This window comes from Deltaproteobacteria bacterium, assembly GCA_019308995.1.
GTDB lineage: Bacteria > Desulfobacterota > Desulfarculia > Adiutricales > JAFDHD01 > JAFDHD01.
The window spans coordinates 1-18,436 of record JAFDHD010000063.1 but is presented as its reverse complement, the minus strand read 5'-3'; the positions used below and the strand labels follow the sequence as shown (position 1 = coordinate 18,436).

Genomic DNA, 18,436 nt, shown 5'->3' with positions numbered 1-18,436 from the left:
AAGCTTATTGTGTGATGTAATCATTTATTACATGCCTACAATTATCAGGCCATTTCGGCACTAATTACCCGTTATTATTAGCTTTATTCAATTTGATCGGGGTGAACTTCCGATTTAAAGGAAAAAAACCAAGCTGAGCGAGCCACATTCATGGGCAAGCTCTTTCCTCAAAAGCTGAATCTAAAGGCTTAATGCGCCAGATCTGAAACCGAAGCCTTTTATGAAAGAGCGTTTTACATTTGATCTAAATTACTGTTATTTATATTAAAATATTGAAACAGCTAAAGCCTTCCCCTTTACGGCCTTATCCTGAGAAGCCTGAACCGTATCCACTTCCTTTCTCAACCTTAGCCCCATACAATGTTAGACGCGCCAGCCTTGATCAGGCTGCCAAACCTCCTGGGCTCAACCTCACCCATCCAACTCGATGGAGCTGATTCGCCGCCTTTCAGGCCCCTGCTTAGAGCCCGATTTTTCGTCAGCCACAGCCGTTTAATAATTGGTATTCTTTTTGCTTCATCCATAGTCAGGGTTGTGCTTTGGGGGAGTTAAAAAAGCGGCATAACCAAGCTTAAATAAGGGGAGAGGAAAAATCATGGATCAACAAAGACACAGGATCCTTTTAGGTGAGGCTGCCAGGTCTTTCAGGCCTTCCTTGAAGAAGACCCTTGAAGGGCTGGGTTTTCAGGTGGTGCTGTGCATCAACGGGGTTGAAGTTGTTCAAAAATGTTTTGACGAATATCCCGACCTGATCATACTAGAGGCGGACCTGCCGCAATTGAGCGGCGCTCAATGCTGCCGGGTCTTGAAAACTGAACCATCTGCCCAATCCATTCCCATAATTCTTACCGGATCCGGAGAGCGGCCCCTGGAGCGATACTGGTGCCTTGCTTCCGGAGCGGATCATTATCTTGGCTGGCCCCTGGAAAAATCTGATTTAGAAAGAGCCGTCAGGCAGTTTTTATTTCCAGGGACTCCCAGGCGGCGCAGTATGGCGCTCCCGAGTAGAATCCCGGATGCAGGGAATCTCTCTCTCCTGTCTCACTGCAACGCCATCATGGAGCGGGAGCTTTTAAAGGCGGAGATTATGAACGAGATCGGCCTGATTGATGTAAAGGCCGTTTCTTTTGACAGACTCATCCGGGCCGTGATGCGGATCGTTGATTCGCTTTTCCCTATTAATCTTGGGGTGGCTCTGCTCACTTTTCAGGATCATGGAGAGGTTTTCTTCTATCAAACAGAGAGGTTTGACCAAAAGACTCTGGATGAAATCAAGATAGCGATGCTTCACAGCTTTGAGGAGAGATCTGAACAAAGCCTTCAGCCAGAACATATCCATCAAACTGTGCTTAACGCCCCAAGTATTGCAGAAAACGGCCGTGAAATTCAGGAACTTTATATTCATGAGAAGAACTGTCGCCAAAGCCGCTGTGTTCTGGCTTTCAATAACATGGGGTTTGAGGATGCGGACAAGGATGAGCGAAGAATCCTTGAAGACATCTTGGATTTGATTCAGGACGTTCTGGAGAAAAAAGTCTATTACGAAATGTTACAGGAACAATCCATGCTCGACGCCTTCACAAACCCGGGGGCCATGGCCGGCTTTATCAAACGCCTGGAAAGGGAGATTGAGAAATCAAAGCGGTCCGGGGTTCCCATGACGCTCTTCACCATTGAAATTCCCGGGTTTGCAGAACTGACCAAAGGACTGGAAAGGCAGCGTGTTCAGGCCATAAGACGTTTTCTCTGGAAGGTTGCCTTGCATGTTACTTCCAAGTCGGATGTTGTAATGCGTCGTGACGCGGCCTCTTTTGTTTTTCTCTTCAAGTCGGCCCGGGCAGATAAAGCCAGGCGGCTTCAGAAGGCAATCTGCAGGTTCCTTTCAAAAAAGCTCCCGAAATATCTCAACCCCTCGGCAAGGCTTGAACTGGCGACAGGGCTTTGTCAGTTTGACCCGAATCGAGACCGAACGCCAGACGCCTTTCTGGCCCATGCCAAGCCGAAGAAGACCTGGTCCGGGGATAAAACCAGGAAACCGGTGGTCTATCTGGACAAGATACAGAGAAAAGAAATCTTTGAAGCCAGCCAGGTGAATAGAAATACGGCTGCCTTGTAATGCGAGAGAATAAGTCATGAGAACTGCAAGAAAAGGATTTGAACCGGAAACGGGTAAGAAAAAGAAGCGCCATCCGTCTGCTTTAACCAGGAAGGCCGCTTCAGACTCCAGGGCGAAGAAAAAGCAAGATAAATCCATAGATTTTCCTCATCGCCTGAAGATCGGCGAGATATTCGTTCGAGAAGGCTTATTGACCCCGGAGGAGCTTAAGGAAGCCTGCCAGGTTCAGAAAAGCCAGACGGCCTACCAGCCCTTAGGGGAAATCTGTGTGAAGATGAACTTCTTCTCCAGGCACGATCTGACCCGCGTGCTGAGGAAGTATAAAAAACGCATACCCCTGGGAGTGCTTCTGGTCAACCTTAGCTTAATCACCAGGGATCAGCTTGTCGCTGCCTTGAAGCGGGGCAAACTAGAGCGCAAGAAGCTCGGGGAGGTTCTCATCAGTGAGGGTCATATCGCGGAAACAACTCTGATTAATTCTTTAAGCATTCAATTGGGCGTTCCCAAGATTGTTCCAAACATCCAGTTCATTGATAAGGACCTGCTTCAAGCCGTCAAACCCGGCTTTCTTCAGAGCCGTCAGCTAGTGCCTGCCTTCAAAAAGGGGGATACAGTGGTCGTCATCATGGCCAATCCCCTGGACGAGAATACCATTCGTGAATTAGAACGCATCTATGGCAAGAAGGTTGAACCGGCCATTGCTTCTCCCATGGAAATAAGACATGGGCTCAACCAGCTCTTAGGCTTTCAGGCAAACAGCGAGTCCGCGGGGAAAAACTGGAAAGACCTAATTATCGGAGAGAAGAATGTTTCAGAGGAGGAGCAGGACACAGCCGTTGAGATCGTTAACTATCTCATCACCAATGCCATTCTGGAAAAGGCAAGCGATATTCACATCGAACCCATGGAGAACCGTCTCAGAATCCGCTACCGCCTGGATGGAGTTTTACATCACAAGACCGATCTGCCCGCCTTTATGACTCCATCCATTATCAGCCGCATCAAGGCCCTGTGCGGAATGGACATTGCCGAAAGAAGGAGGCATCAGGATGGACGTTTACTGACCCGTTTTTATAATCGGGACGTGGATCTCCGCATATCCTCCTATGCCTCTGTTTACGGCGAGAACGTGGTCATTCGGATTCTGGACAAGCGCGTCACCCAGGTGGAGCTCGATCAGGTTGGTTTCAGTCCAACCAATGACGCATGGTTCAAAGGATTGCTGGAATATCCTTCCGGTGTCATCCTTGTCACCGGACCAACCGGCTGTGGCAAGACGACGACGCTTTATGCGGCGCTTAACCATCTCAATGACGCGAATAAATCAATCATCACCGTGGAAGACCCTGTGGAATATTCCATCGAAGGCCTGGTCCAGGCGCAGCTCAACCCCAGAATAGGACTTACTTACACTGACTACCTCAGGTCCATGATGCGTCAGGACCCGGACGTGATTATGGTGGGTGAAATCCGCGACAAGACCGCGGCTGAGGCCGTGATCCAATCGGCCTTGACCGGTCACAAGGTATTGAGCTCTTTCCACACCGACGACACCACCGGAGCCCTTTTACGGTTAATGGACATGGGAATCAATACCTTCCTGATTTCCTCGACCGTGGTTTCCGTCCTGGCGCAGCGTCTGGTCAGGACCCTCTGTCCCTTCTGTAAAGAACCTCATGTGCCTGACCAAGGCACACTGACGGCTTATCATCTTCTAGACCTCAACCCGGCTAACCACCAGTTTTATGAGCCCAAGGGATGCCTTCATTGCAACAACACCGGTTTTAAGGGGCGCACCTCCATCCATGAGCTGCTGATAGTGAACGATAAAATCCGGGATGCTATCCTTGCCCGTCAGACTTCGACTCGCATCAGAACCATCGCCCGTCAGACGGCCAAGCTCATTTCCTTGCTCGAAGACGGCTTTTACAAAGCCACCAAAGGAATGACCTCCCTGGAAGAGGTGCTTCGGGTGGCGCCTCATAATGAGAGTGACGTTGAAACGCGCCGGTCGGCTGAAGAAATCCTGGCTTTGTGCGAAGGCAAAGAACCCCGTAAATCTTCAAAAGCCGCTCTAACTGAGGCTTCGGGCAGCCAACCACATCAAGAAACAGTCAGGTTGATCCCTCCAAAAACACAGGTTCTGCCATCGCTGGGTGATATGAATCGTTCCCATATGCATGGCAAGAATGGAGTTCGTATACATTTTGCAGAGCTTAAGAAAAAGACGGCAGGATCAAGGATGAATAATGTAGATTTCCTCATAAAACGAAAGCCGCACCGGCAAAGAAACCCGTTGCTTGAGTTTCTGGAGCATGAGGAGCAGCTTCAACTTTATGGCTCATGAGACAAGAACGCTTTGGCTTTCTCCTTTAAGATTCTTTCTTTCTGAATAAAACCTTCCTCCCATCTGGCCTTAAGTTCACCCTCAGAGCGGTGATCATGACCCTGCTCCTTATCCATATCAAACCCTGGGGGTGATATTTGATGAAATTAAAAAATCCGCCAGAGTTTTTCCTGATGATCCCGAAAAAAAACAACTTGACCATTCAAGCCTTTCGTTCTTAAAATCCGTGGGACTCTTGGCTGAAGGGGCGGTATGTCTTGATTCCAAGACCAGTGGATTGAGCGTACTCAGGCCTTTCAAGTAAAACGCTATAATGGTTGCTGCACGCATCTGGCTTGGCTTTAATAAGGCTGGACCAAGAAAGACGGCATAAGATAAAAAAAGATTTATATATGATACTGCAAGAGAGACAGGGGAAAGGGATATTTTACGGCACATGGATCGTGGCGGGCTGTTTTGTGCTTCTCTTTCTTTACGCCGGGGCCGGCTTTTACTCTTTTAGTATCTTCATTAAGCCTCTGGAGGAGCATTTTGGGTGGAGCCGGACTGAAATATCATTCACCATGTCCATCTATATGATACTGCACGGCCTTCTTGGCCCTTTAATCGGTCATATCACCGAGACTTATGGGGCGAGAAAGGTCATGACCGTTTTTGCTGTTGCATCCGGGGCCTCCTTTATTCTGGTAAGTTTTACCCCTGCCTTGTGGTATTTTTATATGTCCTACGCCGTCTTGTCTGCTACGACGGCTGGTATAGGCTTTATACCGGTAAGCAGCCTGCTGGCCAGATGGTTTGTCAGGAGACGGGGTACAGCCATTGGCATGGCCATGGTGGGTATCGCTGTCGGGGGCCTCGTCATGGCGCCATTGGTCGGTCTGATCACCTCTTACTTTAGCTGGAGGATTTCTTTTATTTTCCTGGGGCTGTTGACTTGGGCGGTGTCCCTGCCTGTGGCCCTGTTTGTGATAAAAAGCAGTCCGGCTGAGCTGGGGCTTAGGCCTGACGGTGATGAGCCTGCATCAGCAGAAGCCCTGGATTTCTCTCCAGGGGCTGCGGAGGCTTCAATGGATGCACAGGAGAATGGCTGGCCGTTTCGAGCGGCGCTCCGGACCAGGGCCTTCTACTGGATTGCGGCCACCTTCTTTTTAGCGCCCTTAGCCCAGATGGGGATCTTGCAACACCAGGTGCCGCTGATTATTGAAGCCGGTATCTCGCAGGCGGCGGCCGCGACCGCTCTGGGATTGACGGCTGGCTTTGGAGGTCTGGGCAAGCTGAGTTTCGGCCGGATTACTGAAATGCTGCCTTTTCATTATGCCGCCATGTTATGCTTTGGACTACAGGCAGTGGGGGTTCTCATCCTTTTGACCGCTCAGAATATGGCCATGATCTGGGTTTACGTGGCGGTCTTCGGCTTCGCCATGGGAGGGGTCGTTGTTCTTGTGCCTCTGGTGGTCGGTCACTTCTTCGGCCTGGCCGCTTTTGGAGTGCTTATAGGTGTCGTGTCCTTGGTTGAGGCTCTGGGATGTTCCGGCGGCGCTTTGATCTCCGGGTTGATTTATGATCGCCTGGGCAGCTATCATTACGCCTTGATAATATATATCGGCATCTATCTAACTGCAATCTTAACTATCTTCCTGGCAGGCAAACCAAAACCGTATCCCAATGTTTGAGACTCTGCTTCATCATCTCATAAAAAACTGTACCAAGGTTATCATATCCGGTAATATCTTCCCGTGGTAAATAAAAAATAAACAGATATACAGCAATGCCCGCAGAAACGAACCAGATTAAATCCGATCACTAAAGATGTCTCAGGGGGATCAATCATGATTACGCCTATTAATGAACTAGACAGAGTGGAGATTCTAACACTTCAGGACAACTGTATTGACCTCACCACCCGGGACGATACCGAGGTGCTGAAAAGGGCCAGGCCGGTCAAACAGTCTGGCGAGGTCAACAGCATTATCGCTGAGCACGGTTTTTCAACTTTTGTGACCGTCTTCAAAGGGGAGAAATCCCGCAGCATGCTTTTTGACTTCGGGTTTTCCGAATTTGGCGCGGCTTATAACGCGGAGGCCCTGGAGGTGAACTTGACCCAGGTCGAAGCCCTGGCTCTTTCCCACGGTCATATGGATCATTATAGCGGGCTGAGGCAGCTTGCCAGGCTTGTAGGCAGAACCAATCTTGAGTTTGTGGTGCATCCCGCTGCCTTCAGGGCCCCCCGATACAGGAAGGTCTCCGGGGATAATAAATTTTATGCCCCTAGTTTATCTCGGGATGCAGTTGAAGCCGCGGGATGTCTTTTGACAGAAACAGAAACACCGTATCCGCTCCTTGAGAACTCCGTTCTTTTTTTGGGCGCGGTCCCGAGGCGGACTGGTTTTGAAAAAGGAGATGCAAATCGCTTTTATGAGGAAAAAGGGGAGGAGAAAATAGATACGGTCGAAGAGGATACGGCTATCGTCTTTAATGTCAGGCATAAAGGACTGGTAGTCCTGACCGGGTGTGCGCATTCCGGTATCATCAATACGGTAAACTATGCCAGGGAGCAGACGGGCCAGGATAAGGTCTTTGCCATCATGGGCGGCTTTCATCTGCCTTCGCCCTTTTTTGATCCTGTCCTGGAGCCAACCACCGAGGCTCTGAAGCAGCTAAACCCGGATTTTGTGGCGCCGACTCACTGCACGGGCCGAAAGGCTATTATGCATATTGAAAAAGAGATGCCGGATAGATTTCTTTTTAACATGGCCGGGACGAAAATGATCTTTGCGGCCTAAAAATGCTCAGGAACAAAGGATCTCTTTTTTTCCAATGCAATCAGGGTTCATCTCTTTACCCTGACGCCTCAACCTGCGTTTTCGCGACCTAATCCAGTAATCTGCCTCTTCCTATAGGTCTCTGGACGTCTTTTTCGGGCCTTGTTAAGGCCTGTTCTTGATCTCAGCATATTTCACCAGCGCAGCCATGGCACGAGCGCAATCTGTAGAGGATTCATACATCGGAATCTTAGCGCTCTGGATAACGTCAAGAATGGTCTCGGGCACAAACCATTTCTGGGTAATGATCGGTTTCCCGTATTTCTCAGGGATTCGGCCCAAGGTATCCGCTGCCGTGATCAAGGCCTTTTTCCGCTCAGCAACCGACAGGGCTCGATAACTTCTGTCCAATGGCAAACTGGTGACGATTCCATCTATATAATCCAGCGAGGCCAGCATTTCTATAACATGCACTTCATCCTTGGCTTCCATGTTGCCAGCGGCGAAGTCAACCGGGTTTTTGGGAACAGGGGCGTGTGGGGGCATGACCTCTTTAAGCTTATGCTGATCCGCTTCCTGAAACTCGGGAACCTCGAGCCCCAGGGAGACCAGGAAATCCACGGTGGTCACCCCCTGCCCACCGGTGCCGATGACAGCGATCCTGTGTCCTTGAGGTAAGGGCTGACTGGTTAAGGCCTCGGCCATGATGAAAAGGTGCTCAAGCTCGGAGACCCTTATGAGTCCGGCCTGGTGGCACATGGCGTCGAAGACCTTGTCCGCGCCGGCGATGGAGGCGGTATGCGACATGGTCGCCCTGGCGCCTGAGGCCGAAGTGCCGCCCTTAAAGATCAGGATGGGCTTGATCTTAGAAACTTTTTTGGCCATCTGAAAGAATCGGCGGCCGTCCTTGAATCCTTCCATGTATACAGCGATGACTTTGGTGTCCTTATCCTGGGCGAGATATTCAAGATAATCCGTGGCCGTCAGGTCGGCCTGGTTGCCGATACTGATGAACTTGCTCAGACCGAACCCTTTGTTCAGGGCGTCCCGTGCCACCACGCCCAGGAAGGTACCGCTCTGACTGATAAAGGCCAGGGGACCGGGTGGCGGCTTGGGGATCGGAGAGATGTTCAAGCCCACGGCTGAGGTCCATATTCCGTTGCCATTGGGGCCAACGAACCTGAGCCCTCCGACGCGGGCGATCCGCACCGTCTCCTCCTCAAGGGCCTTGCCTGTTTCTCCGGTTTCAGCAAAATCAGCCGAAATGATGATGCCGCCCTTGATCCCTTTTTTAACGCAGCTTTCCATCACCTTAGGCATGTGAATGGCGGGCACGGTGAAAACAGCCATATCAATATCATCGGGTATTTCGAGCACGTCAGGATAAGTCTTGAGCCCGAAAATTTCCTTCTCCCTGGGGTTTACCGGATAGATCCTGCCTCGAAAATCAGAAAACAGCGCCTGGCTTACCACCCGGCCGCCCCACTTGGCCGGATTTTTACTCGCCCCGATTACGGCAAAGGATTCTGGCCTGAATATGGGATCAAGCTGCTCGACAATGCTTGCTGACATTTAATTCTCCTTGTTCGGTCTAAGCCCACACAACTCAAAGATGGGCATGCTTTTCTTACCAAACCCCTCAGCAAAAAACAAACCCATCTCATCATACAACATCTCAGGCCACCCCGTCTAATGATCACTGAATGAGGGCCGACAAAGCCCTGGATCAGGGGCTGGAGAAAACCGCCGTCCTCATCTCATGGGTTAATGACGATCGGTTTTTAAAATGAAAAGCGGGCGGAGTCTATCCCTCGGCTAGGGCCTCTGCTTCCCGGGCAACGCGAACGCCCTCCTTCTCATCCATCTGAGTAAGCAAAATCGCGCCGACGATGAAAAAGATGATCAGAGCGATGATGCTCAAACGGCTCTGGCCGGTGACCTGGCTGAGGATGGCAAAGAGGAGAGGCCCGGCAATACCGGCAAACTTGGAGCTGGTGCTGTAAAAGCCGAAAAATTCCGCGGCCATGTGCCTAGGGACCATGGATGCGTAGAGAGACCGGCTCAGGGCCTGGCTGCCTCCCTGAACCGTGCCCACCAGAAAGGCAAGGATATAGAAATGGGTGGCCGTCTTCATGAAGTAGCCCGCAATACAGATACAGGTATAGACAGCTAGGGCCAGATAAATGGACCGCTTGGCGCCCAGCCATTTGGCCAGGGACCCGAAGAGGAAGGAAAAAGGGATGCCCACGAACTGAGTGATGATGAGGGCGACGATCAAATGTGTCATACCGATGCCGATCTCACTGCCATAGGCAGTGGCCATTTTGATGATGGTGCCGATGCCATCGTTGTAAATCCAGAAAGCGATGAGAAAGATAAGCAGCTGTTTGTAACGTTTGATTTCGCGAAAGGTGGAGGCCAACTGAGAGAACCCCTGCCTTACGGGATTGAGTCCGGGTCGCCCTTCTTTAAGGGCAGGCGGTTCGGGCACACGCCGGAAAAGAGGGAAGGAAAAGAAGGCCCACCAGACCGCGACGCTGAAAAAGGAGGCGCGCAGAGCGAAGCCCGTGTCAGGCATACCAAACCACTCGGGCTTCATGACCCACATGACATTAATTGTCAGCAAGATACCGCCGCCTACATAACCGAGCGCATAGCCCTTGGTCGAAACCTGGTCAATGTCGCCTTTGGTCGCGATATGAGGCAGCAGGGATTCATAAAAGATATTGGCCCCGGCGAAACCGACGTTACCGCCGATGAAAAGGAGCGAGGCCAGAAGCCAGGTGTCGGTGCCGATATAGACAAAGGCGGCCGTGCAAAGAACCCCCAGGCCGGCGAAAAAGGCAACATACCTTTTTTTACCGCCCGTATAGTCCGCAATGGCTCCAAGTCCCGGAGCGGCGAGCGCAATGACCAGCAGGGCGATGGAGGTGGTGTAGCCCCAGTAAGCGGTGGCCGTGCTTTCCGCCAGCCCGGCCGAAGTGACCAGGGACCGGTAAAAAGGCGGAAAGACCGCCGCCATGATGGTCGTGGCAAAAGCCGAATTGGCCCAGTCATACATACACCAGGCGTTGGTTATTCTTCGGTAAAGCTTTTCTTCAGTTATGTCTACATTTTCCATGAAATTTGATCCGAGAAATGTCAGCGGCAGACTAAGACCCGGCCGTAAATGATGCCATGATACCCGTAGCTTTCCCGCCCCCTGGCCTGCATAACCCTTTCAGTCTTGGTTTCAACGCACAGGGTCGTTCATAACTCAGTATATTAACGTAATTTGGCTCTTAGTATCAGAACCGCCGCATAAAAGCAAATTTTTTCATCCCTGTAACCGGCCTTCGCTTCAAGAGGCTGTAAAAGCTCAGTGTTAGAGTCATTTCTATTCAGGGATTATTCCAAATCCGCGATACTTCGCGGTATTAAATCAATCAGTAGGTTTATTTCACGGCCGGAGTTGATCCTGGTCAGCTGGCAAAAAAATCACACCGGTTCAATAAACTCCTTTACCTTCCTCATCGTAAATGCTATAGTTTTTGAGTCGCTGGGGGCGGTTTACTGAGAACCCGGAATTTGATCCGGTAACCCTTTGAACCTGATCTGGATAATACCAGCGAAGGGAAGCGGCAGAAGATGAGGCTGTCAGGCCGAATACCCCACCGTGTCTGCACCGGGGGATGATCTTTATGCCGTTTTCCATCTGTGGAAACGGTATTTTTTTTTGGTTGTGTTTCAAAAAAAACACGCCGGATGGTGGGCGCCAGGCCGTTTGGGAAGCTGTCGAGGCGCTATAAAGACTCCGTAGTATCTTCCCTGAAAGCACGGCACATCAAGGAGGCATTATCATGAAATTGGACGAGATCGTCATTTCACGGGCTATCATTGAGCGTTACACCGAGAAGTTTATTGAGTGTCTGGATCTGGATGTTGCCATAGCCGGTGCAGGGCCCTCCGGCCTGGTTGCCGCCTGGGACCTGGCCAGGGCCGGTCGAAAGGTGGCCGTTTTTGAACGGAAGCTCTCGGTCGGCGGAGGCATGTGGGGCGGCGGGATGATGTTTAATGAGATCGTGGTACAGGAGGAAGCCAGGCCGATCCTGGAGGAACTGGGCGTCACCACGAGACATTACATCGAAAACTATTACACCGCCGACTCTATAGAATGCGTTTCCACACTAACCTCAAAGGCCGTCAAGGCTGGAGCCAGGATTTTTAACCTCATCTCGGTGGAAGACGTCATGATTCGCGAAAATCGAGTGACAGGTCTGGTCATAAACTGGGCGACTGTGGAGATGGCCGGCCTGCACGTGGATCCCCTGACCATCAGCGCCAAGTACGTTATCGAGGCCACGGGCCATCCGGTGGAGATTATGAAGATCATTGAAAGGAAAGTAGATGCCGATCTTCTGACCGCCTCCGGCCGGATTGAAGGGGAAAAATCCATGTGGGCCGAGGTGGCTGAAACCAATACCCTGGCCCACACCAGGGAAGCCTTCCCTGGTGTCTATGTCTGCGGCATGTCGGCCAATGCCACCTTCGGCTCCTTTCGCATGGGTCCTGTTTTTGGGGGAATGCTGCTTTCCGGCCGCAAAGTGGCTCAGGAAATCAACGAGAGGCTTTAAACAACCCCGCGGAGCTCGAACGTCGCCAGGAGTCGCTCCGCTTTCTTGAGATCAAAAGGGATGAGGTTTGGCAAGGTCTTGGTCTTTAATCTTCTTTTTAAAGTAAATGGAGGCAACTCATGAACGGCATTGAACCAGTTCCAGAAAATCAAAGAACATTGAATGGCTTCGATTTCTTTCTTTTATGGGCAGGAGCAGCCGTTTCTCTGGCTGAGATATGGGCGGGAGGCATTCTGGTGCCCCTGGGCTACATGACCGGGCTGGTTGTCATTATCCTGGGACACATCATCGGAAACACGCCCCTGGCTCTGGGCGGCCTTATCGGCAGCCGGTGGGGCATCCCCAGCATGGTCGGCACCCGCCCGGCTTTTGGTGTTCGTGGCTCCTACCTGCCGGCCCTGCTGAATATCTTTCAGCTCATCGGCTGGACCGCGGTCATGGTCTGGATCGGCGGGCAGGCAGCCGCCACTTTTACCAAGGATTCTTCAATCCTTACACCCAGGTTCTGGATCGTGGTCCTCGGGGTCGTCACAACTGTGTGGGCTCTGGTTGGATACAAATACTGGAAATGGCTGCACCGCGTTGCCATCACGGCCCTGGTTATGCTCTGCTTTGTTATGACCTACATTGTCTTCAAGGAGTATGGGATTCGGAGTTTACTGGAGATCAAAGCGACTGGCAAACTCCCCTTTATGCTGGGCCTCGATTACGTCATCATCATGCCCATCTCCTGGCTCCCTCTGGTCTGCGACTACTCGAGGTATGCCAGAAGAGATCGAGGCAGCTTCTGGGGGACGTGGGTCGGATATTTTATTATCAGTTCCTGGATGTACCTGATTGGAATGAGTGCCGCCTTAGCTACGCAGTCCCACACCCCTGAGGTGATGGTTCTGGAGCTCATGGTCTCCTTCGGACTTGTCGTGCCGGCCATGATCATCGTGCTCTTTTCGACTTTCACAACCACCTTTCTGGATATCTACTCCACGTCTGTTTCGGCCTTGAACATCTACGCAAAGCTGGGGGAGAAAAAAGGGATCATTCTCGGTGGCGCTTTTGGTACGATAATCGCTCTTATCTTTGGCGAGTACCCTCAAACTTACTCGCACTTCTTAGAAACGATCGGTTTTATCTTCTGCCCCCTGTTCGGGGTTGTCCTGGTGGATTACTTTTTCACCCGGAACCGGGTTCTTTTGCCTGAGGCACTGTTTACGCGAGGCGCCTACTGGTATACAAGGGGATTCCATCTAACCGCCATAGCCTGCTGGGCGATTGGAGCCGTGACGTTCAAACTCGGGAGAGAGTTGCAGGTTGGAGGCGCTATTCCCAGCTTCCTCATAGCAGCGCTGATATACCTCCTAGTGACCAGGGGTTTCAGAGGAAAAGAGTATCCAGCAGAAAATAACGTATAATATTCCAATGGCCTGGGTGAAAACGTTTTTTTTAAAACACAACGATACATGTTCTTGTTGAAGTTTGAGACTCTGCCTCAAATCATGTTTAAGTTCTAAGTCTCCTGCTTAAGATAATCATCACCCGTAGTGGGAGGCAGGGCCTCTCGAAACACGCTCCAGGGCAGGGCCTGGAAGCGAGAGTCTAGATCTTTTCATCGCCATCAATAAGTGATTCGTTAAACGATCGGCTTGCCGTCCAGGCCCTGCCTTTTTTTATGCAGGCGCTCTGTGCTTCTGGTAAAGATAAACCAGCATAATCGGGGAAATGATAACGATCAGCAGGGCCGCTGCCTGGGTCGAGGTCAGAATCCCAAAAGGCCCCGCTCCCCGGAAGTCACTGCGGAAATATTCTAGAACGAAGCGGATCAAACCGTGGAGCAAGGCATAGGTGAAAAAGATTTGACCGGCAAAGACCCGGCGCTTTTTTAATAAAATCAGCAGCCCGAACAGACCGAATAATGAAAAGGCCGAATAGAGTTGAGCCGGGTGAAGAGGGACACCCTGGGGAAAGGCCAGGGATTGCGGATGGCTGAAGGTAACGGCCCAAGGCAGATTTGACGGTCGGCCATAACAGCAGCCGGCAGCGAAACACCCCAGGCGGCCGACGCCCTGAGCCAGGGCCAGTCCGGGCGCAAACAAATCCGCTGTCTCCCACAGAGGCATGCCTTTACGGCGAGTGTAAATGATGAAGACGACAACCGCCGTGGCCAGGCCCCCGTAAAAGACGAGGCCGCCCTGCCAGATTTTAAATATATCAAGGAAACTTGACGCGTAACTATCCCAGGAGATAAGAAGATAGAAGATTCGAGCGCCGATAACACCGCTTAAAGCAAGGTAAAAAGACAGGTCCGCAATGGCCTCTGAACTTAGGCCGTCTTTTTTTGCCTGGCGCACGACCCAGATCAGTCCCAGTATAAAACCAAGGGCTGCCAGTATGCCGTAACTGGAGATGGCTACGGGGCCGATCTTTAATAAAATCGGGAACATAGACTATCGGTCCATCCAGAAGGCCACAAGAATCAGAATGGTGCCGATGGTGATTCCGGTGTCTGCCAGATTAAAGACCGGCCAGTAGGCTGAACCCAGGTGAAAGTCCAGGAAATCCACGACCGCTCCGAGGCGAACGCGGTCGGCGAGGTTGGCCAGGGCCCCGCCGCTGACCAGGGACAACCCTCCCAGCAGGAGTTTTTTCTCCGGGCTAGTTTTATGAATCAGGATCAGGATAAGGGCCAGGACCAGCAAGGTCAGTCCGATCAGGAGCAAGGTTTGAAAAGCGGACATATTCCCTGACATGAGCCCAAAGGCCACGCCGGTATTCAGGACATAAGTCAGGTCGAAGAGGCCGGGGATTATCTTTATGCTGTCTCCTGCCTGTTCCAACCACTTCGTGGCGACCAGCTTGGTGAGCTGGTCCGCCAGGATCAGCCCTCCGCTCACCAAGGCCAGGCGCGGCCATTTGCCCATGTCTGCTCAGGCCTTCACGATCTGGTAGCAGCGCTGGCAGATGCCCGGATGGTCAGCACCCACACTCTCGTCATGGATCCAGCACCGCTCGCATTTAGCGGCTTCTGAGGCGGAAACGGCCAGGGCCAGCCCGGCCAGGTCCGTAGCCTTGGCCTCATCCTGAGGCTTGCCTCGTATTAATTCCGCTTGGCTCACGATGAATATCTCACGCAGGCTTTCTGCGTAAGGAGTCAGAAAGTCATGGAGTTCATCATCAGCGTACAGGGTTACCACAGCATCGAGAGAATGGCCCACGATCTTTTCCCGGCGGGCCTCTTCAAGGACTCGCGTCACCTGAGAACGAACATCCAGAAGCCGGTCCCACCTCCCGGCCAGCTTATTATCAACCAGGACCTTTTCTTCTTCAGGCATGTCCGTCAGATGAACACTCTCGGTCTTGCCATGAAAATCAGGGATATGCCCCCAGACCTCCTCGGCAGTGAAGGCCAGAATGGGGGCCATCAACCGGACCATGGTCTCCAGAACCGTAAACATGGCCGTCTGGGCGGCGCGTCGGGGTTTGGACTTGGCCGGTGAGGTGTAAAGGCGGTCCTTGAGAACGTCATGGTAAAAGGCGGACAGGTCCACGGCGCAGAAGTTATTCAGGGCATGGTAGATAGTATAAAATTCAAACGCCTCGTAGGCCGCTCTGGATTTTCGCACCAAACTCTGAAGGCGATGCAGGGTCAGCCGGTCTATTTCGGGCAGTTTGGCCGGAGGCACCATATCATTGGCCGGATCGAAGTCGGAGATGTTGCCCAGGATGAAGCGGCAGGTATTGCGAATGTTGAAATAGGACTTTGAGAGCATGTCTAGGATCTCATCGGAGATGCGTATATCATCCTGAAAGTTTTCCGAGGCGGTCCATAACCTGAGGATTTCGGCCCCGTACTTCTCAACGTATGGCGTGGCGATGCTGCCTCGGGATTTGGACAGTTTTCGGCCGTCACCGTCCACGACGTAGCCATGGGTCAGGACACTGTGATACGGGGCGCGATCCCGGGTGCCGACTGAAGCGAGCAAGCTGGAATTGAACCATCCCCGGTGCTGGTCGCTGCCTTCAAGATATAAATCGGCCTGATCCGGAAGATAATCCCGGACCTCCAGGGTGCCGGCATAGCTGACCCCTGAATCGAACCAGACATCCAGGATATCCGTCTCCTTTCTGAATCTCTGGCTTCCACATTGCGGGCAGGTCGTTCCTTCTGGCAGCAGCTTCTCAACCGGCTGAGTAAACCAGGCGTCCGCCCCCTCACGCTCGAAGAGGGCCACCACATGGTCCATGATTTCCTGGTCAATGAGCCATTGACCGCACTCATCGCAGTAGAAGATCGTAATCGGCACCCCCCAGGACCTCTGGCGGGAGATGCACCAGTCAGGCCGGTTTTCAATCATGAGATGGATACGGTCATGACCCCAGTGGGGAATCCAGCGCACCTGATCAATACATTTGAGGGCCTTTTCCCTGAGGTCGTTCTTTTGCATGGAGATGAACCATTGTTCGGTGGCGCGAAAGATGATCGGGTTCTTACAGCGCCAGCAATGAGGGTACTGGTGGGTAATCTCTTCCCGGGCCAGGAGGGCCCCGACCTCTTTCAGCTTTTCGTTGACCGGCTCATTGGCGTCAAAGACGAACTGCCCTGCAAAGAACTCCACGTCCGCAGTGAAGCGTCCCTCATCATCCACCGGCGAGTATGTCTTGAGGTGATACTCCTGACCGATCTCAAAGTCCTCCCGGCCGTGCCCCGGAGCGGTATGGACGCAGCCCGTACCTTGCTCGAGGGTGACGTGGGCGCCCAGGACGATGATGGACTCCCGATCATAAAGGGGATGGCGGCACTTGAGGCCCTCCAGCTTCCGGGGATCAAGCTCGGCCACCACTTTATACTCCTTTATCCCGAGGTTGAGCATGAACTCAACCACGAGCCCCCTGGCCAGGATATAGACTTCATCTTGAGCTTTGACCGCCACGTACTCCAGGTCAGGATTCAACGCAATAGCCAGATTGGCCGGGATGGTCCAGGGTGTGGTCGTCCAGATGACAAAATAGACTTCCTCACCCCCCAAGGCCGGATGGAGACTTTCAGGCGGATTCATAAGCTTGAACTTGACATATATCGAGGGTGAGGTGTGGTCGTCGTACTCAACCTCGGCCTCGGCCAGGGCTGTCTGGCAGGAGGCGCACCAGTATATGGGCCTCTGACTTTTGTAGATGTTTCCTCCCAGCGCAAACTTGCCCAGCTCGCGAGCGATTATGGCCTCATACTCAGGGTTCATCGTCAGATAAGGGTTGTCCCATTCACCCAGCGTCCCCAAACGTTTGAATTGATCGCGCTGGATCTCGATGTACTTTTCAGCATATTCGCGGCAGAGCCTGCGCATTGCGAGCTGAGAGATTTCGCTTTTTTTCGATCCGAGCTCCAGATCAACCTGATGTTCAATGGGCAGACCGTGGCAGTCCCAGCCAGGAACATACGGGCAGTCAAAGCCCATCATTTCCCGGGACTTGATGACTATATCCTTAAGGATTTTATTAAGGGCCGTACCTAAATGAATAGGGCCGTTGGCATAGGGGGGGCCGTCGTGAAGAACGAACTGGGGCCGCCCGCGGCTGCGCTTTCTGATTTTTTCATACAGACCCGTTTCTTCCCATCGGGCCAGGATATCCGGCTCCCGTTTGGGCAGGCTGGCCTTCATTGGAAAGCTGGTGCGAGGTAGGTTCAGAGTCCCCTTGTAATCCATTTGCATCCTCCAACACTTCAGGCTTTTTATCATGAATTTTTATCATAAAATCTAGCCCCCTGATGTCAAGTGTTTTGAGAACTTGAGTCAGGGATTTTTAGGAGGAGGGCCTCTCTTTCCTGCTGCCAGAGAGACCCTCCTCCGGCTCCGGCCTTTGTTCAGCCGGAGAATCCCGGTCTTACTGAGGGGGTGTCCTCAGACGCCGGGACGACCCGGATATCCTGGTTGAGATATCCCGGGGAACAAGCGAGGCGCACATAAAAAACCGGCCCCGCCATAAAGGCGGGGCCGGTTGAGTCGCAATAGTAAAAAACGGCTACAAACCTCCCCGCCTTCGGGGGATAATTACCCCGATAATACTAAGAAGGACTATTTGCAGACACCGTGTCATTCTTCAATTTCCCTGTATTTTCGGATAGCATCCTCTTTGATGGTTGTCAAGACCTATTCTTTCATATCTTGCATATTATTTTCTGAGCCACTTTAAGTCAACACTCCTAATGAACTGGCCCGGCCAACCCTTTGCCGGAACCTCAGAACGTCCCGGAAATAAGGAAGGTGCATACATTACGCGTAAACTCGTAGGGATCAACATCGCCGGCTACTTTAAGGTTGGAGTCATTTAAGGTATGAGTCCACAAAAACATGATCTGGATACTATCTGTAATGCGCCGGCTTATTCTTATGGTTATATCCCATCTAATGTCTTCACGTTTCTTACTAACATCAAAAGGGTCAAACTGCGCGTATTTGACAGACGTGTACTTAAGGCCAATGTCGGGCACGCAACCGAAAGAGGAAGGTAAGGTCAGCCCTGTCTGGAACTGATAGAGATGATAATTGGGTGAGGTATCTTCCCGCGGGTCGTCATACTCAAATTGAAATCCGGTCCGAAAAGTGAT

12 protein-coding genes and 1 riboswitch are annotated in these 18,436 nt (G+C 51.9%); of the genes, 6 read left to right on the top strand and 6 right to left on the bottom strand.

Annotated elements, in window-relative coordinates; all coding sequences use genetic code 11:
* Positions 1-595: 595 nt before the first annotated feature.
* The 4 genes from JRI95_11065 to JRI95_11050 all read left to right on the top strand — a co-directional run bounded on the left by JRI95_11065 (position 596) and on the right by JRI95_11050 (position 7,246).
* A complete protein-coding gene (locus JRI95_11065; protein ID MBW2062087.1) occupies positions 596-2,116 on the top strand; it encodes a response regulator in 1,521 nt (506 codons plus the stop codon).
* Between the two features lie 16 nt (positions 2,117-2,132).
* On the top strand, positions 2,133-4,463 hold the full coding sequence (gene tadA / locus JRI95_11060; GenBank protein ID MBW2062086.1) for a Flp pilus assembly complex ATPase component TadA: 2,331 nt from the start codon (positions 2,133-2,135) through the stop codon (positions 4,461-4,463).
* A gap of 392 nt (positions 4,464-4,855) precedes the next feature.
* A complete protein-coding gene (locus JRI95_11055) occupies positions 4,856-6,136 on the top strand; it encodes an MFS transporter (protein ID MBW2062085.1) in 1,281 nt (426 codons plus the stop codon).
* Positions 6,137-6,292: 156 nt separating this feature from the next.
* The gene (locus tag JRI95_11050; GenBank protein MBW2062084.1) at positions 6,293-7,246 is read left to right on the top strand and encodes an MBL fold metallo-hydrolase; all 954 of its coding nucleotides are present in this window, start codon (positions 6,293-6,295) and stop codon (positions 7,244-7,246) included.
* Between the two features lie 144 nt (positions 7,247-7,390).
* Here the strand turns inward: JRI95_11050 and JRI95_11045 are convergent, their stop codons facing one another.
* On the bottom strand, positions 7,391-8,797 hold the full coding sequence (locus JRI95_11045) for a CoA-binding protein (GenBank protein ID MBW2062083.1): 1,407 nt from the start codon (positions 8,795-8,797) through the stop codon (positions 7,391-7,393).
* 232 nt (positions 8,798-9,029) lie between these two features.
* Positions 9,030-10,346 (bottom strand): MFS transporter, encoded by a 1,317-nt coding sequence (locus tag JRI95_11040; GenBank protein ID MBW2062082.1) that lies wholly within the window; start codon positions 10,344-10,346, stop codon positions 9,030-9,032.
* Between the two features lie 409 nt (positions 10,347-10,755).
* A riboswitch (TPP riboswitch) is annotated at positions 10,756-10,858 on the top strand.
* A gap of 206 nt (positions 10,859-11,064) precedes the next feature.
* Here JRI95_11040 and JRI95_11035 point away from each other — a divergent pair.
* Both JRI95_11035 and cytX read left to right on the top strand, forming a co-directional pair.
* Positions 11,065-11,838, top strand: a complete 774-nt coding sequence (locus tag JRI95_11035) for a thiazole biosynthesis protein (protein ID MBW2062081.1) — start codon at positions 11,065-11,067, stop codon at positions 11,836-11,838.
* A gap of 119 nt (positions 11,839-11,957) precedes the next feature.
* The gene (gene cytX / locus JRI95_11030) at positions 11,958-13,247 is read left to right on the top strand and encodes a putative hydroxymethylpyrimidine transporter CytX (protein ID MBW2062080.1); all 1,290 of its coding nucleotides are present in this window, start codon (positions 11,958-11,960) and stop codon (positions 13,245-13,247) included.
* A 255-nt stretch (positions 13,248-13,502) separates the two neighbouring features.
* On the opposite strand, the gene lgt is transcribed toward cytX, so the two are convergent.
* The 4 genes from lgt to JRI95_11010 form a co-directional block, all read right to left on the bottom strand.
* Positions 13,503-14,276 (bottom strand): prolipoprotein diacylglyceryl transferase, encoded by a 774-nt coding sequence (gene lgt / locus JRI95_11025; GenBank protein MBW2062079.1) that lies wholly within the window; start codon positions 14,274-14,276, stop codon positions 13,503-13,505.
* A 3-nt stretch (positions 14,277-14,279) separates the two neighbouring features.
* On the bottom strand, positions 14,280-14,753 hold the full coding sequence (lspA, locus tag JRI95_11020; GenBank protein ID MBW2062078.1) for a signal peptidase II: 474 nt from the start codon (positions 14,751-14,753) through the stop codon (positions 14,280-14,282).
* A 6-nt stretch (positions 14,754-14,759) separates the two neighbouring features.
* A complete protein-coding gene (gene ileS, locus JRI95_11015; GenBank protein MBW2062077.1) occupies positions 14,760-17,534 on the bottom strand; it encodes an isoleucine--tRNA ligase in 2,775 nt (924 codons plus the stop codon).
* 533 nt (positions 17,535-18,067) lie between these two features.
* The coding region (locus JRI95_11010) for a hypothetical protein (protein MBW2062076.1) at positions 18,068-18,436 on the bottom strand (369 nt) is incomplete at its 5' end.